Annotated in this window: 23 protein-coding genes; 19 read left to right on the top strand and 4 right to left on the bottom strand. The window is 38.9% G+C overall.

Features of this window, described 5'->3' with window-relative positions; genetic code table 11:
• Positions 1–4 precede the first annotated feature (4 nt).
• The 18 genes from rplR to ctlX all read left to right on the top strand — a co-directional run bounded on the left by rplR (position 5) and on the right by ctlX (position 14,297).
• Entirely contained in the window at positions 5–361 is a 357-nt protein-coding gene (rplR, locus tag U1E44_RS07185; protein ID WP_322930385.1) for a 50S ribosomal protein L18, read from the top strand.
• Positions 362–368: 7 nt separating this feature from the next.
• Positions 369–893 (top strand): 30S ribosomal protein S5, encoded by a 525-nt coding sequence (rpsE, locus tag U1E44_RS07180; protein WP_322930384.1) that lies wholly within the window; start codon positions 369–371, stop codon positions 891–893.
• Positions 894–906: 13 nt separating this feature from the next.
• Positions 907–1,086 (top strand): 50S ribosomal protein L30, encoded by a 180-nt coding sequence (gene rpmD, locus U1E44_RS07175; RefSeq protein ID WP_322930383.1) that lies wholly within the window; start codon positions 907–909, stop codon positions 1,084–1,086.
• Between the two features lie 18 nt (positions 1,087–1,104).
• Positions 1,105–1,557, top strand: coding sequence for a 50S ribosomal protein L15 (gene rplO, locus U1E44_RS07170; RefSeq protein WP_322930382.1), 453 nt, complete (start codon positions 1,105–1,107; stop codon positions 1,555–1,557).
• Between the two features lie 12 nt (positions 1,558–1,569).
• On the top strand, positions 1,570–2,913 hold the full coding sequence (secY, locus tag U1E44_RS07165; RefSeq protein WP_322930381.1) for a preprotein translocase subunit SecY: 1,344 nt from the start codon (positions 1,570–1,572) through the stop codon (positions 2,911–2,913).
• The gene (gene infA / locus U1E44_RS07160; protein ID WP_013549436.1) at positions 2,913–3,128 is read left to right on the top strand and encodes a translation initiation factor IF-1; all 216 of its coding nucleotides are present in this window, start codon (positions 2,913–2,915) and stop codon (positions 3,126–3,128) included. Before secY ends, infA begins: the two co-directional genes overlap by 1 nt.
• A 9-nt stretch (positions 3,129–3,137) precedes the next feature.
• Positions 3,138–3,254, top strand: coding sequence for a type B 50S ribosomal protein L36 (gene ykgO / locus U1E44_RS16770; protein ID WP_323673860.1), 117 nt, complete (start codon positions 3,138–3,140; stop codon positions 3,252–3,254).
• 2 nt (positions 3,255–3,256) lie between these two features.
• The gene (rpsM, locus tag U1E44_RS07155) at positions 3,257–3,631 is read left to right on the top strand and encodes a 30S ribosomal protein S13 (RefSeq protein ID WP_322930380.1); all 375 of its coding nucleotides are present in this window, start codon (positions 3,257–3,259) and stop codon (positions 3,629–3,631) included.
• A 103-nt stretch (positions 3,632–3,734) separates the two neighbouring features.
• Positions 3,735–4,127 carry a 30S ribosomal protein S11 gene (gene rpsK / locus U1E44_RS07150; protein WP_322930379.1) on the top strand — a complete coding sequence of 131 codons (393 nt, stop codon included), beginning with the start codon at positions 3,735–3,737 and terminating at the stop codon, positions 4,125–4,127.
• A 108-nt stretch (positions 4,128–4,235) separates the two neighbouring features.
• Positions 4,236–4,841: a 30S ribosomal protein S4 gene (gene rpsD, locus U1E44_RS07145; RefSeq protein WP_322930378.1), complete on the top strand. Its 606-nt coding sequence runs from the start codon at positions 4,236–4,238 to the stop codon at positions 4,839–4,841.
• A gap of 18 nt (positions 4,842–4,859) precedes the next feature.
• A complete protein-coding gene (locus tag U1E44_RS07140; RefSeq protein ID WP_322930377.1) occupies positions 4,860–5,852 on the top strand; it encodes a DNA-directed RNA polymerase subunit alpha in 993 nt (330 codons plus the stop codon).
• Between the two features lie 61 nt (positions 5,853–5,913).
• A complete protein-coding gene (gene rplQ, locus U1E44_RS07135; protein WP_322930376.1) occupies positions 5,914–6,468 on the top strand; it encodes a 50S ribosomal protein L17 in 555 nt (184 codons plus the stop codon).
• Positions 6,469–6,704: 236 nt separating this feature from the next.
• Positions 6,705–7,832, top strand: coding sequence for a glutamine-hydrolyzing carbamoyl-phosphate synthase small subunit (gene carA / locus U1E44_RS07130; RefSeq protein WP_322930375.1), 1,128 nt, complete (start codon positions 6,705–6,707; stop codon positions 7,830–7,832).
• 100 nt (positions 7,833–7,932) lie between these two features.
• Entirely contained in the window at positions 7,933–9,222 is a 1,290-nt protein-coding gene (eno, locus tag U1E44_RS07125) for a phosphopyruvate hydratase (protein ID WP_322930374.1), read from the top strand.
• A 124-nt stretch (positions 9,223–9,346) separates the two neighbouring features.
• Positions 9,347–10,894 carry a glycogen synthase gene (locus U1E44_RS07120; protein WP_322930373.1) on the top strand — a complete coding sequence of 516 codons (1,548 nt, stop codon included), beginning with the start codon at positions 9,347–9,349 and terminating at the stop codon, positions 10,892–10,894.
• A 118-nt stretch (positions 10,895–11,012) separates the two neighbouring features.
• Positions 11,013–12,296 carry a citrate synthase gene (locus tag U1E44_RS07115; protein WP_322930372.1) on the top strand — a complete coding sequence of 428 codons (1,284 nt, stop codon included), beginning with the start codon at positions 11,013–11,015 and terminating at the stop codon, positions 12,294–12,296.
• A 101-nt stretch (positions 12,297–12,397) separates the two neighbouring features.
• Positions 12,398–13,312: a dimethylarginine dimethylaminohydrolase family protein gene (locus U1E44_RS07110; RefSeq protein WP_322930371.1), complete on the top strand. Its 915-nt coding sequence runs from the start codon at positions 12,398–12,400 to the stop codon at positions 13,310–13,312.
• 55 nt (positions 13,313–13,367) lie between these two features.
• A complete protein-coding gene (ctlX, locus tag U1E44_RS07105; protein ID WP_322930370.1) occupies positions 13,368–14,297 on the top strand; it encodes a citrulline utilization hydrolase CtlX in 930 nt (309 codons plus the stop codon).
• A gap of 53 nt (positions 14,298–14,350) precedes the next feature.
• Here the strand turns inward: ctlX and U1E44_RS07100 are convergent, their stop codons facing one another.
• Both U1E44_RS07100 and U1E44_RS07095 read right to left on the bottom strand, forming a co-directional pair.
• The gene (locus tag U1E44_RS07100) at positions 14,351–15,775 is read right to left on the bottom strand and encodes an SDR family oxidoreductase (protein ID WP_322930369.1); all 1,425 of its coding nucleotides are present in this window, start codon (positions 15,773–15,775) and stop codon (positions 14,351–14,353) included.
• Complete coding sequence (locus U1E44_RS07095; RefSeq protein WP_322930368.1) at positions 15,772–16,200, bottom strand: hypothetical protein; 429 nt, start codon at positions 16,198–16,200, stop codon at positions 15,772–15,774. Before U1E44_RS07095 ends, U1E44_RS07100 begins: the two co-directional genes overlap by 4 nt.
• 208 nt (positions 16,201–16,408) lie before the next feature.
• Here U1E44_RS07095 and argS point away from each other — a divergent pair, with 208 nt between their 5' ends.
• Entirely contained in the window at positions 16,409–18,199 is a 1,791-nt protein-coding gene (argS, locus tag U1E44_RS07090; RefSeq protein WP_322930367.1) for an arginine--tRNA ligase, read from the top strand.
• An 18-nt stretch (positions 18,200–18,217) separates the two neighbouring features.
• Here the strand turns inward: argS and U1E44_RS07085 are convergent, their stop codons facing one another.
• Together U1E44_RS07085 and U1E44_RS07080 are read right to left on the bottom strand one after the other, a co-directional pair.
• Complete coding sequence (locus tag U1E44_RS07085; RefSeq protein WP_322930366.1) at positions 18,218–20,773, bottom strand: TonB-dependent receptor; 2,556 nt, start codon at positions 20,771–20,773, stop codon at positions 18,218–18,220.
• The gene (locus U1E44_RS07080; RefSeq protein WP_322930365.1) at positions 20,754–21,668 is read right to left on the bottom strand and encodes a FecR family protein; all 915 of its coding nucleotides are present in this window, start codon (positions 21,666–21,668) and stop codon (positions 20,754–20,756) included. The genes U1E44_RS07085 and U1E44_RS07080 overlap by 20 nt, the downstream gene beginning before the upstream one ends.
• Positions 21,669–21,711: the final 43 nt, after the last annotated feature.

Raw genomic sequence — 21,711 nt, 5'->3', positions numbered from 1 at the left:
CATTATGGGATTATCGAAGTTGGAAAGAAGACAACGCATAAGAAGAAGAATTAGAAAGGTATCCTTTGGAACCTCAGAAAGGCCTAGATTGGCGGTTTTTAGAAGCAACAAAGAAATATATGCTCAAATCATTGACGATACGAAAGGAACTACGCTTGTTGCGGTTTCCTCAAGGGATAAGGATCTGAGTTCAAAAAAAGCCACCAAAACAGAAATGGCGAATATAGTGGGTAAGGAAATTGCCAAAAAGGCACAAGACTTGGGTGTAGCTCAAGTGGCTTTTGACAGAGGAGGTAATCTGTACCACGGAAGAATAAAATCATTAGCAGAAGGCGCACGAGAAGCCGGACTTAAATTCTAATTATATTATGTACCAAAATTACAAAAACGTTGAAACGGTAAAACCGGGGGGACTGGAGTTAAAGGATCGGCTTGTTGGCGTTCAAAGAGTTACCAAGGTAACCAAAGGAGGTAGAGCATTTGGTTTTTCGGCTATAGTTGTAGTAGGAGATGAAAATGGCGTTGTAGGTCATGGTTTGGGAAAGTCCAAAGAAGTGGCTACAGCAATTGCCAAGGCCATTGAAGATGCTAAAAAGAATTTAATTAGAATACCGCTGCATAAGGTAACTTTGCCCCATGAGCAAAAGGGTAAATTTGGGGGCGCCCGAGTCTATATACAACCAGCGTCTCATGGTACCGGAGTTATTGCAGGTGGTGCAGTTAGAGCGGTACTTGAAGCTGTTGGTGTACATGACGTACTCTCTAAATCGCAAGGATCATCTAATCCGCATAATGTTGTAAAAGCCACTTTTGATGCCTTACTTCAGCTTAGAGGAGCCAAGACGATCGCAAACCAGAGAAATATTTCTTTGGAAAAAGTTTTCAAAGGTTAAATTAAAGGAACGCATGGCAAAGATTAAAGTAAAACAGGTTAGAAGTAGCATCAATAGACCACAAGATCAAAAGAGAACCCTAGCTTCCTTAGGATTAAGACGATTAGGTCAGGTAGTAGAGCATGATGCTACGCCCAATATACTGGGAATGGTTAATAAAGTTAAACACTTAGTTTCTACAGAGGAAGCTTAATATTTTAAATATAGTGTAATGAATTTAAGTAATTTAAAACCTCAGGAAGGAGCTATACACAGAGCTGGAAAAATTGTGGGTAGAGGTCAAGGATCTGGAAAAGGTGGTACCGCTACAAGAGGTCACAAGGGCGCTAAATCAAGATCGGGATATTCTAAAAAGATTGGTTTTGAAGGAGGCCAAATGCCTTTACAAAGGCGTGTTCCAAAATTTGGTTTTACCAATATAAACCGGGTGGCTTATAAAGGAATAAATCTAAGTAAGCTCCAAGAGCTTGTAGATAACGGTACCATAACCGATACCGTAACCCTGGAACTGTTGATAGAAAATAGATTGGCCGGAAAAAATGAATTAGTCAAAATTTTAGGTAACGGTGAATTAAAGGCACCTCTAAAAATTGCAGTTCATAAATTTACAGCCAGTGCGAAAGAGGCTATTGAAAAAGCCGGAGGTGAGGCTATAAGCTTGTAAGCAACACAAATTATGAAAAAATTTATAGAGACATTATCTAATATTTGGAAGATAGAAGAGCTAAGAGGTAAAATCATAATTACCTTAGGCTTGCTGTTGGTGTATCGTTTTGGGGCTCAGGTTGTACTTCCCGGAATAGACACAACTCAATTGGCAGAGTTATCGAGCAATACGGATAGTGGTATATTAGGTCTCTTAAATGCGTTTACGGGTGGTGCGTTTGCGAATGCTTCCATCTTTGCTTTAGGTATTATGCCTTATATTTCTGCATCCATTGTGGTACAGCTTATGGGTATTGCCATTCCGTATCTTCAAAAATTACAAAAAGAAGGAGAAAGCGGAAGAAAAACCATCAATCAAATTACACGCTGGCTCACGATAGGTATTTGTATTGTGCAAGCACCTGCATATTTGTATAGTTTAGGCGCTTTGGGCGTTCCGGATAGTGCTTTTGTGTTAGGTAAAGGTCTTGGTTTTATTGTACCTTCTGTAATCATTTTGGTTACAGGAACTGTTTTTGCGATGTGGCTTGGTGAAAAGATTACCGACAAAGGAATTGGTAATGGTATTTCATTGTTGATTATGATAGGGATTATTGCCACGATGCCGCAATCTTTTGTGCAAGAATTTATCTCTAGAACAGCGAATAACAATGGTGGACTCATGTTTATGCTTATCGAGGTAATCATTTGGTTTATTGTGATTCTCTTAAGTGTCTTACTTGTAATGGCAGCCAGACAGGTACCAGTGCAATATGCGCGAAGAACAGCTTCAGGCGGGTACGAGAAAAATGTGATGGGAGCCAGAGATTTTATACGACTAAAGTTAAATGCATCCGGGGTAATGCCAATTATCTTTGCGCAAGCTATAATGTTTGCGCCGGGGTTATTAGGGAAAACTTTTAACAATACCGCAGTTGGTCAATGGATGGAAGTACAGTTTCAAGATATTTTTGGACTGGCCTACAATATTCTCTTTGGGTTATTAATTATTATCTTTACGTATTTCTATACGGCCATTACGGTACCTACCAATAAAATGGCAGATGATCTAAAGCGAAGTGGAGGTTTTATTCCGGGTACACGACCCGGCAAAGAAACTGCCGATTTTTTAGATAAGATAATGTCTTTGATTACCTTGCCAGGTTCTGTGTTTTTAGCACTTTTGGCAGTACTCCCCGCAGTGGTTGTAAAACTTATGGATGTACAAGCCGGATGGGCTTTATTTTATGGAGGCACCTCTTTGTTAATTATGGTGGGTGTGGCCATAGATACCGTTCAGCAGGTGAATTCGTATTTGTTGAACAGACATTACGATGGTTTGATGAAAACAGGAAAAAATAGAAAAGTAGCATAATGGCCAAGCAATCCGCAATAGAGCAAGATGGAAGTATTATCGAAGCTTTATCCAATGCCATGTTTAGGGTAGAGTTAGAAAACGGACATGTAGTAACTGCACATATCTCAGGAAAAATGAGAATGCACTATATAAAATTGCTTCCGGGTGATAAAGTGAAGTTAGAAATGAGTCCTTACGATTTAAGTAAAGCAAGAATTACATATAGATATTAACCGAATAGGATGAAAGTAAGAACATCAATAAAGAAAAGAAGTGCCGACTGCAAGATTGTACGCAGAAATGGCAGATTGTACGTAATTAATAAAAAGAATCCTAGATTTAAACAAAGACAAGGGTAATTATGGCAAGAATTGCAGGTGTAGATGTACCAAAACAGAAACGAGGTGTTATAGCACTTACCTATATTTTCGGTATCGGTAAAAGTAGGGCACAAGAGATTTTAGAAAAGGCTCAGGTCAGTGAAGATACCAAGGTGTCAGACTGGAACGATGACGAAATTACACGGATTCGTGAGGCCGTATCTGGTTTTAAGATAGAAGGCGAGTTGCGCTCCGAAACCCAGTTGCATATAAAACGGCTTATGGATATTGGCTGCTATCGTGGTATCCGCCATAGATCCGGACTTCCGTTACGAGGGCAGCATACCAAAAATAATTCCCGAACACGAAAAGGAAAACGAAAAACGGTTGCAAATAAGAAAAAAGCAACCAAATAATAATAGGCTCAGTACAGGGTAATTCGTAGGTGTAGGATCGTAATAAGCATCCAATAGGAAATACGAAAAACCCATCAATACGAATTACGAAATACGAAATCATATGGCAAAATCAAATACCAAAGTAGTAAAGAAGCGCAAGGTTATTGTGGATTCTGTGGGCGAGGCACACGTTACGGCTTCGTTTAATAATATCATTATCTCCTTAACCAATAAAAAAGGTGATGTTATCTCATGGTCTTCTGCCGGTAAAATGGGTTTTAGAGGATCTAAAAAGAATACTCCTTACGCTGCTCAGGTGGCATCAGAGGATTGTGCCAAGGTGGCTCATGAGGCTGGTTTGCGAAAAGTTAAGGTTTACGTTAAGGGACCTGGAAATGGCAGGGAATCTGCTATCCGATCCATTCATAATTCCGGAATAGAAGTTACTGAAATTATTGATGTTACCCCTATGCCGCATAATGGTTGTAGACCACCCAAAAGAAGAAGAGTATAAATTATTTTAACAATACCCTCAAAAGGGTTCTAATTTCAAAGAAATTGTAGTTACGATTATCGAAGGAGACAGCCTTAATTCATAATCACAATTTCAAATTTAAAGAAAATGGCAAGATACACAGGACCAAAGACAAAAATAGCCCGGAAGTTCGGCGAGGCAATTTTTGGAGATGACAAAGCTTTTGACAAAAGAAATTATCCTCCAGGACAACACGGACAAAGTAGAAGACGCGGAAAGCAATCCGAGTACGCAGTACAGTTATTAGAAAAGCAAAAAGCAAAATACACTTATGGTATTTTAGAGCGTCAGTTTCGCAATATATTTGCTAAGGCAAATAGAAGCAAAGGAGTTACCGGAGAGGTTTTACTTCAATTGTGCGAATCTCGTTTGGATAATGTAGTGTATCGAATGGGAATTTCAACGTCCCGAAGTGGCGCAAGACAACTGGTATCTCACAGGCACATTACTGTAAATGGAGAGTTGGTAAATATTCCTTCTTATACCCTAAAACCGGGCGATGTAATTGGTGTTCGCGAAAAATCAAAGTCACTCCAAGCCATCCAAGACGCACTAGCTGCTAGCAGTAGTGTGTACGAATGGATTACGTGGAATTCAGAAAAGAAGGAAGGCACCTTTGTAAATGTACCGGAGCGAATTCAAATCCCCGAGAACATTAAAGAACAGTTAATCGTCGAATTATACTCTAAATAAAGCAACACAGAACCAGTTATGGCATTATTAAATTTTCAGAAACCCGATAAAGTTATAATGATCGATTCTTCAGATTTTGAAGGGAAATTCGAATTTCGTCCTTTAGAACCTGGCTATGGATTGACCATTGGTAACGCACTACGACGGGTATTACTTTCCTCCTTGGAAGGTTTTGCAATTACCTCTGTAAGAATCGATAAGGTAGATCACGAATTTTCCGTAATCCCTGGTGTTGTAGAAGATGTAACCGAGATCATCCTTAATTTAAAGCAAGTACGGTTTAAGAGACAAATAGACGATGTAGAAAGCGAAACGGTATCGATTTCCGTTAGTGGCAAATCACAATTGGTAGCCGGCGATTTTCAAAAATTTATATCGGGATATCAAATCCTTAATCCAGATTTGGTTATCTGTAATATGGATGCCAAAGTGAGTATTAACATGGAATTGGTCATTGATAAGGGTAGAGGTTACGTTCCGGCAGAGGAAAATAAAAAGGCCAATGCACCTTTAGGTACCATTGCTATAGATTCTATTTTTACACCTATCAAAAACGTAAAATACAGTATAGAAAACTTTAGGGTAGAACAAAAAACCGATTACGAAAAATTGGTTTTTGAAATTTCGTCCGATGGCTCTATCCATCCAAAAGAAGCTTTAACAGAGGCTGCAAAGGTACTTATTCATCACTTTATGTTGTTTTCTGATGAGCGAATAACACTAGAGGCCGACGAGATAGCGCAAACCGAGACCTACGATGAGGAATCGTTACACATGAGACAGCTTTTAAAAACCAAATTGGTAGATATGGATTTGTCCGTTCGGGCATTGAACTGTCTTAAGGCTGCAGAAGTAGACACGCTAGGCGATTTGGTTTCTTTCAATAAGAATGATTTAATGAAATTTAGAAACTTCGGTAAAAAATCATTGACAGAGCTCGAAGAATTAGTAATCAATAAAGGATTAAGTTTTGGAATGGATTTGTCCAAATACAAATTAGATAAAGATTAGGTTCCTGAAGCTTAGGCGCAGGCATAATTACATTATCGATAGTAACATATAGCAACGAACAATGAGACACGGTAAAAAAATAAATCAATTAGGTAGAACTACCTCACATAGAAAGGCAATGTTGGCCAATATGGCATGTTCTTTAATTGAGCATAAAAGAATAAACACTACGGTGGCCAAAGCTAAGGCGCTTAAGGAATTTATAGAACCGCTGATTACGAAATCAAAAGTGACCAATAACCTCACAGTAGAAAAAGGAACTCAGAATCGACGTATCGTATTTAAAAACCTTCGGGATAAACATGCGGTAACCGAGTTATTTAGTCAGGTTTCAGAAAAGGTAGGAGAACGACCAGGCGGTTACACCCGAATTATAAAACTGGGGAATCGATTAGGTGATAATGCGGATATGGCCATGATAGAATTGGTTGATTTTAACGAGATCTATAATGCGGGCAAGCCGAAGAAGGAAAAGACTACACGAAGAAGTAGAAGAAAGAAGACCGATACCCCGGAGACTGCAATAGAGCAAGAAACCAGTGTGGCGGAAACGAAAGTAAAAGATACTGCAAAAAATGACGTAGTTGAACCTAAAACAGATGGCTCAGATGCCTAAGAAAAAAAGTTTATATTTTTTAAAAGACAGAGAAAGGATAGGCCACAAGCTTATCCTTTTTTTGTATTATTTTGTAATCTAAAATTTGTGTTTACCTCATAAATTCCCAGCTGACCTAATATAAGCAGGGGAATCATGTTCGAAAGTAACATATTCGATTTCTTTGGATGATTGGAAATGCCTTATGGAAGGATGTAAAATAGTTAAAGTGAAACGTTTAATGTAAATTTATTAGTGTGAAGTATCTAGCAAGAAGAAAAGCAGTATTAGTATTAGCCGATGGAACAATGTTTTTTGGGAAATCTGTTGGAGACAAGGAGGGAACCGCGTTTGGGGAAGTTTGTTTCAATACAGGGATGACCGGTTATCAGGAAATATTTACAGATCCGTCTTATTTTGGACAACTGATGGTGACCACCAATGCCCATATTGGAAATTATGGTACTCAAAAGGACGAAGTAGAATCAGACAGCGTTAAAATTGCAGGACTCATTTGTAAAAATTTTAGTTATGACTTTTCCAGATCAAAGGCAGATCTTAGCCTTCTCAATTTCTTAAAGGAACACAAGCTCTTTGCCATATCCGATGTAGATACCCGTGCCCTAGTCGCCTATATACGAGATCATGGCGCAATGAACGCGGTAATTTCTACCGATGTTGAACACATTGATCGCTTAAAGGAACAGCTAAAACAAGTGCCGAGTATGAAGGGATTAGAGCTGGCGTCTAAAGTAGCTACGAAAGAAGCTTATTTTTATGGAACCCCGGAGGCCACCTACAAAATAGCAGCTTTAGATATTGGTATTAAAAAGAATATCCTTAGAAATTTAGCCAAAAGAGACGCTTATATAAAAGTGTTTCCTTATAACGCTACTTTAGAGGAAATGCAAGATTGGCAACCCCACGGCTATTTTATTTCTAACGGCCCCGGAGATCCGGAACCTCTGGTAGATGCCATTGGTACAGCTAAAAAAATTATAGAAGCCGATATGCCGCTTTTTGGCATCTGTTTAGGCCATCAAGTAATTGCCTTAGCCAATGGTGTTTCTACCTACAAGATGCATAACGGACATAGAGGAATTAACCATCCGGTCATGAACTTAATTACGGGAAAAGGGGAAATAACCTCCCAAAATCATGGTTTTGCTATAAATAGGGAGGAAGCAGAAGCTCATCCCAATTTGGAAATTACACATGTGCATCTCAACGATCAAACGGTAGCCGGCATTCGTATAAAGGACAAAGACGTATTTTCTGTACAATACCATCCGGAAGCCAGTCCGGGGCCGCATGATGCCGAGTATCTTTTCGATCAATTTTTCGAAATGATAGCCTCTCGCGTTGCCAAAAGTACGTCGGTTTAAGTTTTTGTTGTTTTTGTGTCAATATTGGTAGTAAAGCCCCGTAGTTACACCTGCTTTTATATCTTTGTAAAAAATTAAAAAATAATCAAAATACACTATTATGAGTATTATTCTAAGCATTCATGCGAGACAAATTTTAGATTCAAGAGGTAATCCTACCGTAGAGGTAGATGTAACTACGGAAAATGGTGTTGTGGGGCGTGCAGCAGTTCCTTCAGGAGCATCCACAGGGGAGCATGAAGCCGTAGAACTTCGTGATGGAGGTAAAGCCTTTATGGGCAAAGGAGTTACCAAAGCGGTAGCGAATGTAAATGATATTATAGCCGAGGAAATTATTGCGATGTCTGTTTTTGATCAAAATCTAATAGATCAAACGATGATTGCGTTAGATGGTACACCTAACAAATCTAAATTAGGCGCCAATGCCATACTTGGGGTGTCTTTGGCCGTTGCCAAAGCGGCTGCCGAAGAATTGGGAATGCCACTATACAGGTATGTGGGTGGTGTAAGTGCTAATACCTTACCGGTACCAATGATGAATATTATTAATGGAGGATCGCATTCCGATGCGCCCATAGCCTTTCAGGAATTTATGGTAATGCCGGTAAAAGCCAAAAACTTTTCGCATGCCATGCAAATGGGTACGGAGATATTCCATAATCTTAAAAAGGTATTACACGATAGAGGATTAAGCACTGCGGTAGGAGATGAGGGTGGTTTTGCACCAACGCTTGGAGGTACCGAAGATGCATTAGATACCATAGGCAAAGCAGTTTCTAATGCCGGTTATACCCTAGGTGATGATGTGATGATTGCCCTAGACTGTGCAGCTGCCGAATTTTATGTGAATGGTAAATACGACTACACGAAGTTTGAGGGTGATAAAGGTGCCATTAGAACTTCGGCCGAACAAGCGCAATACTTGGCAGACTTGAGTGCAAAATATCCGATCATATCCATAGAAGATGGTATGGATGAGAACGATTGGGACGGTTGGAAATTGCTTACCGAAAAGATCGGCGATAAAGTACAATTAGTAGGCGATGATTTGTTTGTAACCAATGTAGAGCGACTTTCTAAAGGTATTAAAAATGGCATTGCCAATTCTATCCTTATAAAAGTGAACCAAATAGGTACGTTAACAGAAACTATTGCTGCCGTGAACATGGCTAAAAACGCCGGATATACCTCAGTAATGTCTCATCGTTCAGGGGAAACTGAAGACAATACGATCGCCGATTTGGCCGTAGCCTTAAACACCGGTCAAATCAAAACCGGGTCAGCCTCCAGATCAGATCGTATGGCCAAATACAACCAATTACTCCGTATAGAGGAGGAGCTAGGAACTACCGCCTATTATCCGCAACAAAACGCCTTTAAAGTAAACTAAGGTGTTTTAGCCATAGCGTATTTAAAAAACCTTTCTGAAAAGAGAGGTTTTTTTTTGGAAGTATGTAACACATTATCTACCTTAAAATAATATATTGTAACAGCATAAAAAAACAGGGTATCGTATGACTAATTTTCTATTTGTAGCTGCAGAGAATGATGCCATTCCCAATTGTAAGGCTGGTGGTATGGGCGATGTGGTACGAGATGTACCAAGGCAAATTTCGGTCAAAGGCGATAAAGTCCACGTTATAGTACCTGCGTATTCCAGATTGCATCTAAATGGCATTTTACTGCAACAGCTCAATTTTCGATTAAGGGGAATGGTTTATACGGCGTTTGTCTATAAGGTTATTCCAAAAAAAGAGTTTCCCAATGTGCATCATTACGTGCTGCATCACTCGGAAATACAAGCTGGGGAAATTGCACATATGTATCATAACGATTCGGAAGAACCGTTTTATACAGATGCTATCAAATTTATTATTTTCTGTACAGCCGTTGCTGAAGCCATCAAAAAAGGAGTATTTGGCAGTGTGGATATAGTACATCTTCACGATTGGCATACCAGTCTATTACTTTTTTTAAGAGCCTATCATTCATCTTACAATAATCTAAGAGACATTCGGTTTGTGTATAGTATTCACAATTTGGCCATCCAAGGGATTCGCCCTTTTACAGACAATTACGCTTCTATAGCCAATTGGTTTCCCGAAATACCTTTAGATACAGAAAAATTAATGGACCAACGCTATCCCGATTGTATTAATCTTATGGCCATAGGTATTCGTTTTGCCGATGCGGTACATACCGTTTCGCCGTCTTATAAAGAAGATATTTTGCGACCTAGCAGACTACCCGAATTTATAGGAGGTGAAGGCTTGGAAAACGATCTGCAAAAGGCAGATAAGGAAGGTCGTCTGTTTGGGATACTTAATGGAAGCAACTATTCCCAAATAAGAGAAGCTAAGAAAGGCGCCATATATCTCAACACCATAAATGCCATATTTCATTGGCTACAAGAAGAATCTAAAAAGTATAAGGCCGATTTTTTAGCGCATACGGGAGAAAAATTAGTGCCTTTTCTATCAGAACCGCCTCGATTTGTTTGTGCAAGTGTTGCGCGACTTACCGAGCAAAAATTTTATTTTTTTAAACGATCGCCAAAGGCATTGATAGCGATACTTCAAAAATTAGAAAAAATAAATGGGATATTTATTATACTTGGTACCGGAGACCCGGATTACGAGAAATCATTTCGCGAGATTAGTTATGCCCATAAAAATTTTATCTTTATAAACGGACAGTCCGAAGATGTTATTGATTCTATTTATCTGGAATGCGATTTGTATTTTATGCCGAGCCTTTTTGAACCCTGTGGTATTAGCCAAATGTTGGCCATGCGAAATGGTAATCCATGTTTAGTGCACTACACAGGAGGGTTGAGAGATACGGTTACTCATATGGAAACAGGATTTGTGTTTGATGGAACTACCTACAATGATAAAATTAAAAATATGAAAGCCGTTTTTGATGAGGTACTTGCCTTGTTCGAAAAGGATAAAAAAAAGTGGGATGCCATTCGTGCAAATGCAAAAAAAATGCGATTTACATGGGAAAAATCAGTAAGTGCGTATTATAAAAATTTGTACGCTTTAAAAGAAAATACATAAAATAGGGTTAGTGCCTAAGGTTACTGTTAATAAAACGACAAATGGACCGAAGTAATTGTTAACCTTCCTTGTTTTTCATAAATTTACCTTAATAGATAATAACACGAAAATTAAACAAATGTCAGACAAAGCCACATTAGAATATGAAGGAAAAAAATACGATTTTCCTGTAATTAAGGGCACAGAAGATGAGCTTGCCATAGATATTAAATCGTTACGCGCCGCAACCGGAATGATTACCATAGACCCGGGGTATAAGAATACAGGATCATGTGAAAGTGCCGTTACTTTTTTGGACGGAGAGCAGGGAATTCTTAGGTATCGCGGATATGCCATAGAAGAACTTGCAGAAAAGGCAGATTTTCTTGAGGTTGCCTATTTACTGATTTTTGGAGAATTGCCGGATAAGGTGCAACTTGAAAAATTTCATAATGACATCAAAAGTGAGTCCGAGGTCGATGAAGAAATGAAGAAGATTTTGGATGGCTTTCCAAAATCGGCGCATCCAATGGGTGTCTTATCATCATTAACAAGTGCTTTAATTGCTTTTAATCCTTCTTCGGTGAATGTGTCTTCCGAAAAGGATATGTATTGGGCTATTGTTCGCATTTTAGCTAAATTTCCTGTACTAGTGGCCTGGACAATGAGAAAAAGAAAAGGATTACCACTGGATTATGGTGATGATTCTCTGGGTTATGTGGAGAACATCCATAAAATGATGTTCAAAAAACCAAATCAAGAATACAAAAGAAATAGAATTGTCATAGATGCCCTTGACAAACTTTTAATTTTGCATGCAGATCATGAGCAAAATTGCTCTACTTCTACGGTGCGTATCGTAGGATCCTCTCATGCCGGATTGTTTGCATCCCTTTCTGCCGGCATCTTAGCCCTTTGGGGGCCGTTGCACGGAGGAGCCAATCAGGCGGTATTAGAAATGTTGGAAGCTATTGAAAAAGATGGGGGCGATACGGCCAAATATATGGCTAAAGCAAAGGACAAAAATGATCCTTTTCGACTGATGGGTTTCGGACATCGAGTGTATAAAAATTTTGACCCTCGCGCTAAAATCATTAAGAAAGCTGCCGACGAAGTATTGGCAGATTTAGGCATTGATGATCCTATCTTAGAAATCGCAAAAGGATTGGCCAAGGAAGCCTTGGAAGATGCTTATTTTGTGGATCGTAAATTGTATCCTAATGTAGATTTTTATTCAGGAATTATATACAGAGCTTTGGGCATACCCACAGAAATGTTTACCGTAATGTTTGCCATGGGTCGCCTCCCGGGTTGGATAGCCCAATGGCGCGAAATGCGACTTAGAAATGAACCTATAGGAAGGCCCAGACAAGTCTATACAGGTGCCAATCATAGAGCCTTTTTGCCCGTAGATAAGCGCTAATAATTGGCTATTTCAAAATGAGCCGTCTCTTGCTATGTTTTTAGCAAGAGACGGCTTTTTTATTAGAGGGCACTATAGCTATCTTTGCATAAAATAGGTTCATGTTACGATTACATATTTCAGATGAAACCTCGCCATTAAAAGCAGTAGTTTTAGGAACGGCCGAAAGTTGTGGTGGTGCCCCAAAACCAGAAGACGCTTATGACCCAAAATCGTTAGCGCATATTTTGGCAGGAACGTATCCTAAAGAATCCGATATGATTTTAGAAATGGATGCTTTTGCAACTGTTTTTGAAAAATATGACGTGCAGGTATTTAGACCAACAGTGATACCTAATTGCAACCAGATTTTTTCCAGAGATATCGCTTTTGTAATTGAAGACAAATTAATAAAAGCCAATATTCTGCCGGAAAGAGAACGGGAATTTCAGGCCATAAAACATGTTTTAGATCGCATTGCCCCCGAAAATATCATTCAATTGCCGCGAGAGGCACATATAGAAGGAGGTGATGTAATGCCTTGGAAAGAATATATTTTCATTGGCACGTATTCGGGCGACGATTATCCTGATTACATTACGGCGCGAACCAATAAAGTTGCGGTAACCTATATTGCTAATTTATTTCCCCATAAAATAGTAAAGCCCTTCGAACTAAGAAAATCGAACACCATTGCCCGTGAAAATGCGCTTCATCTGGACTGTTGTTTTCAACCTATAGGAACGAATAAGGCGATACTACATAAAAATGGATTTTTAATCGAGGAGGAATACCAATGGTTGGTGAATTACTTTGGGGCCGAAAATATCTTTGAAATTACCAAAGACGAAATGTATCATATGTACAGTAATATATTTTCTATTTCGCCCAAGGTGATTGTTTCTGAACGCAGTTTTACTCGTTTAAATACATGGTTAAGGCAAAAGGGGTTTACCGTAGAAGAAATTCCTTATGCCGAAATATCCAAACAAGAAGGCTTGCTTCGCTGTAGTACATTGCCGCTGATACGGGCGTAAAACCAATGATATTCCATTTTTAGAGTATTATTCTTAAACAGTTAAATGAATTGCTATGCAGGTAACCAATACCATTTTAATGATTCGGCCGGTAAATTTCCGGATGAATGAACAGACTGCCGTTAATAATTTTTTTCAGGAGGATATCGACCTAAAAAACGCAACCATAAACAGTAGGGCGCAACAAGAATTTGATGCCTTTGTAACTGTTCTTAGAGCCCAAGGAATTCATGTAATCGTAATAGATGATACTAAAGAAGCCGATACTCCAGATTCCATTTTTCCGAATAATTGGGTTTCATTTCATGAGAATGGCAATGTGGCCTTATACCCGATGTTTGCCGAAAATAGGCGTAATGAACGTAGAGAAGATGTTTTGGAAAGGATTGAAGCGGAAGGTTTTGTTATAGAACATATTATAGACTACACCTCAGCTGAAGAAGAGGGTGTATTTCTTGAAGGTACCGGAAGTATTTTATTGGATAGGGTCAATAGAAAAGCGTATTGCGCGTTATCTGCTCGTGCAGACGAAGAACTATTTATTGAATTTTGCGAAGATTTTGAATACACTCCCGTTTTGTTTACCGCAAATCAATCGGTAGATGGAAAACGTGTGCCTATATACCATACCAATGTAATGATGTGTTTGGGCGAAACCTTTTCTGTTATTTGTTTGGATACTATTGACGACAAAAAGGAAAGAAAAAACGTAGTAGATCATCTAAAACAAGATGGCAAAGAAATCATTGCCATCACAGAACAACAAATGCATCATTTTGCGGGGAATATGCTTCAAGTACTGGGTAAAAACGATAAGCGTTTGTTAGTTATGAGCTCCGCAGCATTTCATAGCTTAACCCCGGCTCAAATTCAAAAAATAGAAAAGCATTGCGAAATTTTACATAGTAATTTGGAAACCATTGAAACGGGCGGAGGCGGCAGTGCTCGCTGCATGATGGCTGAGGTTTTTTTGCCTAAAAATTAGTTTACACGTTTTAAACCTATACATTTTCACTACGTTGAATTATAAGGCTTTGTTTAATTTTTAGCAATATTTTTAATCATCCCTTCAAAAATAAAGTAGTGAAAAGGAACAATACTGTACCAGTATAGCCTGCCTTTTAGTCCTCTGGGTCTAAAAGTGGCGGTTTGATGAAGTACGTTATGTTCATCAATCCTAAATTCTAGCCACGCTTCGCCCGGGAGCCTCATTTCGGCGAAAAGCAATAACCGTTTCTCATGTTTATCGGCCAAAAGGACGCGCCAAAAGTCCAACGCATCTCCGGCATATATTTTAGTAGGATGTGTCCGCCCTCGTCGCAACCCCACGCCTCCGAATAATTTATCAAGAAATCCTCTTATTTTCCATAACCAATCTGCATAATACCAGCCATGAGCACCCCCAATTTTCCATATATTATGCAACACGCGCTCTTCATTGTCAATGGGCACGCTTTTTTCATCCCGGAGGACACCATACTTAGGTACCTGAATGTATTTTTGGAGTTCTTTTTTCATTTGCCCGCTGATCATGCTGTCTTTCCAACTGCTTATGACTAGATTTTGTTCAATTTTCAGAAAGGCCATTTCAATGGCTTCGGTATACGTATGGGTTTTTATGCCAAGTAAATCTTGAAGTCGTTGGTCTTTTGCAACTACCTCCATTTTCATACTATCTACCAGATTCATAGCGAGCTTGTAGGAGGTGGAAGTCACAAAATAAAGCCAATACGAAGATAATTTGGGGGTCATTACAGGAACGGTAAGAATGTAGTTTTTAAATCCACGTATTTTAGCGTATTGCTGTAACATTTCTTTATAGGTTAGCACATTTGGCCCACCAATATCAAAGGAATCGTTGTAGGTTGTTTCCTTGCCTATGACCCCTGTTAGAAAACTTATAATATCCCGAATGGCTATGGGTTGGGTTTTGGTCAATACCCATTTCGGGGTAATCATAAAAGGAAGTTTTTCACATAAATCCCGAATAATTTCAAAGGATGAACTGCCGGAACCTACTATAATTCCTGCGCGTAAAACCGTAAGGTTAAAAGCGCCCTGATATAAAATGTCCTCTACGTTTTTGCGAGAGGCAAGGTGTTTAGAGAGGCTCGTATCATTGACAATACCACTTAAATAAATGACTTGTTTTACATGGGTATCCGCCATATACCGGTTAAAGTTTAAAGCAGATGTGGCCTCTTTTTCATCAAAATCCGATGTAGAGGAAGCCATGGAATGTACCAAGTAGTAGGCGATGTCTATTTCTTTTGGAATCCGACCGGGCAAATAGGTATTAAGTAAATCGAGCTCCACAATTTTAACTTTTTTTTTCGTTTCTTCATCGACCGAGAGCCTTTTTTCATCTCGAACAGTGCAAATCACCTCATGCCCCAATTCCAAAAGTTGCGGAAGCAAACGCATACCAATATACCCGTTGGCACCGGTGAGTAGGATGGTCATAAAAGATCTTCTATTGAGGTTGGGGCATTGTCCGACTTATAATTTAGAATTTTCCGGAAGTAGTTCTGAATAGCTTTAGTATCGGCTTTTACTTTTATAAAATAATGATCGTGGTAAATGGAATAGATACCCAAATCACCCTTATAAATAGTAAGTTTATAATATGGAATCACCAAGGCAAAGGTTTCTAATAAGGAACGAAATCGTACTATAATTCCTTTAGGGCGCATTTCAATATTACAGCTATCCCGATTAGTATCTAAAATCAATAAATTGCGTATTTCTATACTGGTTTCCGTAATGAATAATTTAGGCGAACCAATCCCTCCTATAGCAAACCGTTCTTTTAGCGTAAAGGGTTTGCCTACCAGATCATCAACTTTTCTGGTAACTTCTTTGTTGTTGTACGATACATTTGCAAGCATTTTCTTTTAGTTTAAAAATTTCGCAACCAAGATACTGACCGATAGCTTTCGCTATGGCAGCGCAAAAGTCGTTAGGTTTGTAAACGGTAAGAAATTTTTTATTAGCGTTTTTTTTATAAAGTTAACGAAAACTTAGGTGTTCCTCTTCGGTCTTCATCACAAAAGGATAAATTTTGCGTAATTTTGCGCCCTTACTAGAAACGCATTCATGAATATCCGAGAAATTTTAACGAACAAGGTTAAGGAGGCTGTTTTGAGTCTGTATGGGGTAGCATTACACCAAATAGAATTTCAGCCCACACGAAAAGATTTTGAAGGAGATATGACTGTGGTTATTTTTCCGCTACTCCGTTTTATAAAAGGAAACCCCGAAGAAATAGGAAAAAACATTGGCGCATTTCTGGAAACGCATGTCATCGAAGTAAGCCGGTATAATGTAGTTAAGGGTTTTTTAAATCTAGTAATTAGCGATACTTATTATATCGATTTTTTTAATGCAATAAAAGAAGATACTCATTTTGGTTTTGTAAAGAATAACAGTGAAGATGCTGTAATGGTAGAGTATTCTTCACCAAACACCAATAAACCATTGCATTTAGGGCATATTCGAAATAATTTATTGGGCTATTCCGTGGCAGAAATCTTAAAAGCATCCGGAAAAAAAGTGTACAAAACTCAGATTATTAATGATAGGGGTATTCATATCTGTAAAAGTATGGTGGCCTGGAAACGTTTTGGAAATGGAGAAACGCCCCAAAGCAGCGGACTAAAAGGCGATAAATTGGTCGGGAATTACTACGTGGCTTTTGATAAGGCCTATAAAGCGGAAATAACAACATTAGTTTCTAAAGGAACACCTAAGGAACGTGCCGAAAAAGAGGCTCCCATTTTTAAGGAAGCTCAAAAAATGCTTTTAAAGTGGGAAGCCGGAGACGCGGAAGTAGTGGATTTATGGAAAACCATGAATGGTTGGGTCTATGATGGCTTTGAGGTTACCTATAAAAATTTAGGTGTAGATTTTGACAAATTGTATTACGAAAGTGATACCTATCTATTGGGGAAGGACGTTGTAAAACTAGGTCTTGAAAAGGGAATCTTTGAAAAAGATCCGGATGGATCGGTATGGATTGATTTAACAGATGAAGGATTAGATCGTAAAATAGTGCTACGATCCGATGGTACTGCCGTTTATATGACTCAGGATATTGGCACCGCCATACAACGCGTTTCGGATTATCCGGATATTAACGGCATGGTTTATACCGTGGGGAACGAACAAGATTACCATTTTAAAGTGCTGTTTTTGATCTTAAAAAAATTAGGTTTTTCATGGGCAGCGCAATTGCACCATTTAAGTTATGGAATGGTCGATTTGCCCAGCGGTAAAATGAAAAGCAGGGAAGGTACCGTAGTAGATGCCGACGACCTTATGGACGAAATGACCCAAACTGCCGCAAAAATTTCTGAGGAACTTGGAAAGCTAGAAGAATACTCCGATGCCGAAAAGCAAGAATTGTATCGTATCATTGGCTTAGGTGCCTTAAAATATTATATCTTAAAAGTAGATCCCAAAAAGCGAATTTTATTCGATCCCGAGGAATCTGTAGATTTTCAGGGGAACACAGGGCCGTTTATTCAATATACCTATGCCCGCATTCAATCCATCTTAAGGAAGGCTACAGAAATGAATGTTAAAGTAGATCGTGAAATTAATAAATCCGAAATTCAACTTCATGAGAAAGAGAAAGAGTTGTTAAAAGGAATTCAGCTTTTCCCGGAAACCATTCAATTGGCAGCCGAAAATTTAAGTCCGGCGCTCATTGCAAATTATACCTATGATTTGGTAAAGGAATTTAATTCCTTTTATCAAAATGTTTCCATTTTAGGAGAGGAGCATCCGAATAAAAAGATTTTCAGAGTTCAAATTTCCAAAAAAGTGGCTGAGGTAATTCAATCGGCATTTAAGCTTTTGGGTATCATAGTGCCTGAAAGGATGTAGCACCCTAACGAATTTTGGTTAAAAACTGACCCTAAAACTAGCGTTTGGAGTGAAACCCAAAGACACATTTTGTACCGTTTCTATTTGATTGTTGTTATTGAGTCTAAAAAAGGTATTGAGAATGTTTTTTCGATCCAACACATTAAGGACAGATGCTCCCACATTAGCTTTTATTCTTGAGGAAAGTTGAAATTTGTAAACAGCTGAAGCATCTAGCCTAAGGTAATCGGAAACACGACTGCTGTTGGGTGTTGCAAAATTAATGGTATTAGGAAAATTGTTGGTATTTAGAGCATTATCGCCCTCAAGAGGTTTTGTAAAAGGTCTTCCCGTTCTGTAATTGAAACCCAAGCCCAATTTTAAATTGTTGTAGGTATAGGTACTTGCAAAAGTAACGGTATGTTTTATGTCTAAATTATTGGGAAAACGGTTGGGTGTAATGGTATTGAAGTTGTACGTGTTTACATTGTACGCATAACTAAGCCACGTGCTCATTAGTGCTGTTTTTTTGTTGACCAGAAACTCCAATCCTTTTACCTCGTAGCTTCCAATTTCACCATTAAACTGGTCTTGATTCTGAAATCCCTGCGTAGCGGTGCTTATGCCATTTACATATTTATAAAACCCTTCCAAACCCACATATAAATTGTTTTTATCGTAGGTAAGGCCAACAGATCCTTGTTTGCTACGGGTAATAGGCAAGGTTGCGTCATCAGACAATATCCAACGTCTTTTTTCAATTCCTAGAAAATTTTGTTTTAGATCAATAATCTGATTGGTGGTCTGATTCTTAAATTCGCCTAGAACTTCCAAGTGCAGGTTTTGGAGCAAATTATAATTGATGGTTAGCCTTGGTTCTACAATAACCTTGGTGAATGTATTTTTGTTTTCGATGTAATTTATACGTGTCCCGCTGCGCGCTATTAATTTTTTATTTGGCGATTCATAACCCACCTCAGAATATAGTGCATGTGTGCGTATTACCCCTTTAATATTACTATTAAAAGGGGGTTGTGTTACATTGGTGAAATTAGTGATGCCTACCTCATTCATTTGATAACCATTAAGCCAATTAAGGGAGCTACTAAGCCTATAGTTGGTATTTAATTTCACGGCCGTTTCTAAGATTTCATTATTCTGAAAAAGTTGTTGAACGTTTTCAAAATTGTTTTGGGCATCTAAATTATAGTAGGTGTAATACAGTTGTATTTCAGTTGAGAAATCGTTGGACCAACGACTAGCCAAGCTGCCGCCAAAAGAAAGGTTCTCCTGAACAAGTTGGCTTTGGGTTTGGTCGTTGTTAGCTACTTGAGTTTCTTCGTAATCGAGTCGGTTGTTCATGGTGATGAAGCTTACTCTTAGTTTATGATTCCGAGTAAGGTCGTACAGAATTTTGCCTGTAAAATCATAAAAATAAAAGGTCTCTTTTCTTCGAATGTCCGGCGATGCATTGTTGGCTTCCGCAATCTCGGTATCCTGAAAAGCACGGTCAAAAAATTGGTTGTAGGTGGGGGTGTTTACCACATCGTTAAGAGATCGGCGTGCAGATAATTGTATGGCCAAGTTAGGGCTTAGGGGTACCTGACCAAAAACATCGCCACTGATCATATTAAATCCACCACCCCCAAAAAACTGGTCGGTAACCTTGTCTTTGGTTTCCATGCTAATGACACTGCTAACCCCATCTCCATATTGGGCACTTGTGCCATTTTTTATAATACTTACTTTGTCTACCAAGTAGGGATTAAAAGCTGAAATTAATCCGAAGAAGTGGCCGGATTGATACATTTTTATACCGTCCCAAAGGATAAGGTTTTGGTCATTTGTGCCGCCACGAACATTGATGTCCGATACGGTTTCGTCTATACTTTTTATACCAGGTAACGCTTGTACCGTCTGTAATACGTCGGGCTCTATTAATCCCGGAAGAATGCCAAAGCGCTCCGTATTCATTGCGATACTACCATCTTCATTTTTAACCAAACCGCTGGTTAAAAAGTGAGATACCACGACTTCATCTAATTGTTGCACCAAGGGTGCCATTAAAACTACGTTACAGGGATCTTGGTTCTCCAAAGATGCAACCGAAATGTACTTGACTTTGTAACCTACATAGCGAATGCGCAAAGTGGCCTCTCTGGGAACATCCATTAATGTAAACTGTCCTTTTGCATCCGTTATGGTGGTATGGTTGTGTCCCAGCACCTCTACCGATGCCCCTATGATGGTGTTGTTCTCGTAGTTGTCTAGTACTTGTGCGCAAATAGCTGCGGTGACACTTTTAGAAAGGGTATAGTACCGCTCATTTAGCTTATTTACTTTTAGCGGTGTTTGGTTCTCAATAGCCTCTAGCACTTCGTCCAAATCGCCTTGAGTAGGCATTGTAACTCGGAACGTTTGTAGGTCCTTATCTACATAAGAAAACTTTATGTTAAAATCGATTTCTAATTTCTGAATGAGCTCAATAAGAGGTAGTTGCGTGGTAATAGCCTCCTGCGCCTTGCTCGGGAAAGGATTAAGAAAAAGCTGGATACAGACAACGAAACCAGCGTATTTACGGTGCGTTTGAGCCATAGAACAGCACTTTATTACCATCTACGGTATACTGTAATTGAGATGGAACACTTATACTTTGTAACGCCAATTCTATATTTGTGTTGCTGAAAGTACCTGTAAATAATTGATTTTTATCGATATCTTTTGTCGCTATACGAACGTTAAATTGCCGTTGAAATTCTTCCAAAACAAAGTGCAACGGGATGCTTTGAAAAGAACTTTCCGCATTCATCCATGAAGGAGTTAAGGCACTAAAAGGGGATCGTTTCTGTGGAACACCATTTAAAACTAAAAAAGATGTTCCTGCCGGTAATTGAGTTTCTTTATTTTCATAGCTAACACCAACAAGACCTTCAAAGCAGTGTACTTCAAAAAAACCATCTCGTTGCACCACATTAAATTGCGTGCCTAACACCGTTACAAGACCATCTTTGGTCTCCACAGTAAAGCGTTTGCCTTTAGCTACTTTAAAAAAGGCTTCTCCCTCTAAGGAAATAGTGCGCTGTTGATCCCATTTTTTCTCGTTATACGATATTTCCGAAGCTGCATTTAGCGCAATTTCAGAACCATCCGGTAATACTACTTCTTTGTTTTCTGCATAGTGGGTGCCAACGGTTTTATTCAAGGTAGTCATATAGAAGTACGACGCAGCAAAAAGAAGCGCAACGACCGCTGCAATGCGAATAAATCGTTTTAAAGGGTTCAGAGCGATTATCTTTACGTCTTTCGTTTTTTCTTTCTGTGCATTTAGGGCAAGTAGCGCCCGGTCCACGTCATATGGAGGTGCTTTTAACCCTCTCGATACTTCAATGAGCTTTTGGTAGCTTGCAAATGCATCGGATTTTTGGAAGGTAGCAAACTCCTCTTCCGAAAGTTCATTGTTGAGCCATTTTGCTAAGTAATTTTCTTGCATGATCTCAAGTTTTATAATGGTAAAACAACTAGGTGCTAAAAAA

The sequence above is a fragment of the Aurantibrevibacter litoralis genome (assembly GCF_034651555.1).
GTDB classification, from domain to species: domain Bacteria; phylum Bacteroidota; class Bacteroidia; order Flavobacteriales; family Flavobacteriaceae; genus Aurantibrevibacter; species Aurantibrevibacter litoralis.
Note: the sequence above shows the minus strand (reverse complement) of the source record. Positions and strands in the feature narration are given on the sequence as shown.

Coding starts and splice junctions, on each gene's coding strand:
- rplR (WP_322930385.1), top strand. CDS start 5: ATGGGATTATCGAAGTTGGAAAGAAGACAACGCATAAGAAGAAGAATT.
- rpsE (WP_322930384.1), top strand. CDS start 369: ATGTACCAAAATTACAAAAACGTTGAAACGGTAAAACCGGGGGGACTG.
- rpmD (WP_322930383.1), top strand. CDS start 907: ATGGCAAAGATTAAAGTAAAACAGGTTAGAAGTAGCATCAATAGACCA.
- rplO (WP_322930382.1), top strand. CDS start 1,105: ATGAATTTAAGTAATTTAAAACCTCAGGAAGGAGCTATACACAGAGCT.
- secY (WP_322930381.1), top strand. CDS start 1,570: ATGAAAAAATTTATAGAGACATTATCTAATATTTGGAAGATAGAAGAG.
- infA (WP_013549436.1), top strand. CDS start 2,913: ATGGCCAAGCAATCCGCAATAGAGCAAGATGGAAGTATTATCGAAGCT.
- ykgO (WP_323673860.1), top strand. CDS start 3,138: ATGAAAGTAAGAACATCAATAAAGAAAAGAAGTGCCGACTGCAAGATT.
- rpsM (WP_322930380.1), top strand. CDS start 3,257: ATGGCAAGAATTGCAGGTGTAGATGTACCAAAACAGAAACGAGGTGTT.
- rpsK (WP_322930379.1), top strand. CDS start 3,735: ATGGCAAAATCAAATACCAAAGTAGTAAAGAAGCGCAAGGTTATTGTG.
- rpsD (WP_322930378.1), top strand. CDS start 4,236: ATGGCAAGATACACAGGACCAAAGACAAAAATAGCCCGGAAGTTCGGC.
- U1E44_RS07140 (WP_322930377.1), top strand. CDS start 4,860: ATGGCATTATTAAATTTTCAGAAACCCGATAAAGTTATAATGATCGAT.
- rplQ (WP_322930376.1), top strand. CDS start 5,914: ATGAGACACGGTAAAAAAATAAATCAATTAGGTAGAACTACCTCACAT.
- eno (WP_322930374.1), top strand. CDS start 7,933: ATGAGTATTATTCTAAGCATTCATGCGAGACAAATTTTAGATTCAAGA.
- U1E44_RS07120 (WP_322930373.1), top strand. CDS start 9,347: ATGACTAATTTTCTATTTGTAGCTGCAGAGAATGATGCCATTCCCAAT.
- U1E44_RS07115 (WP_322930372.1), top strand. CDS start 11,013: ATGTCAGACAAAGCCACATTAGAATATGAAGGAAAAAAATACGATTTT.
- U1E44_RS07110 (WP_322930371.1), top strand. CDS start 12,398: ATGTTACGATTACATATTTCAGATGAAACCTCGCCATTAAAAGCAGTA.
- ctlX (WP_322930370.1), top strand. CDS start 13,368: ATGCAGGTAACCAATACCATTTTAATGATTCGGCCGGTAAATTTCCGG.
- U1E44_RS07100 (WP_322930369.1), bottom strand. CDS start 15,775: ATGACCATCCTACTCACCGGTGCCAACGGGTATATTGGTATGCGTTTG.
- U1E44_RS07095 (WP_322930368.1), bottom strand. CDS start 16,200: ATGCTTGCAAATGTATCGTACAACAACAAAGAAGTTACCAGAAAAGTT.
- argS (WP_322930367.1), top strand. CDS start 16,409: ATGAATATCCGAGAAATTTTAACGAACAAGGTTAAGGAGGCTGTTTTG.
- U1E44_RS07085 (WP_322930366.1), bottom strand. CDS start 20,773: ATGGCTCAAACGCACCGTAAATACGCTGGTTTCGTTGTCTGTATCCAG.
- U1E44_RS07080 (WP_322930365.1), bottom strand. CDS start 21,668: ATGCAAGAAAATTACTTAGCAAAATGGCTCAACAATGAACTTTCGGAA.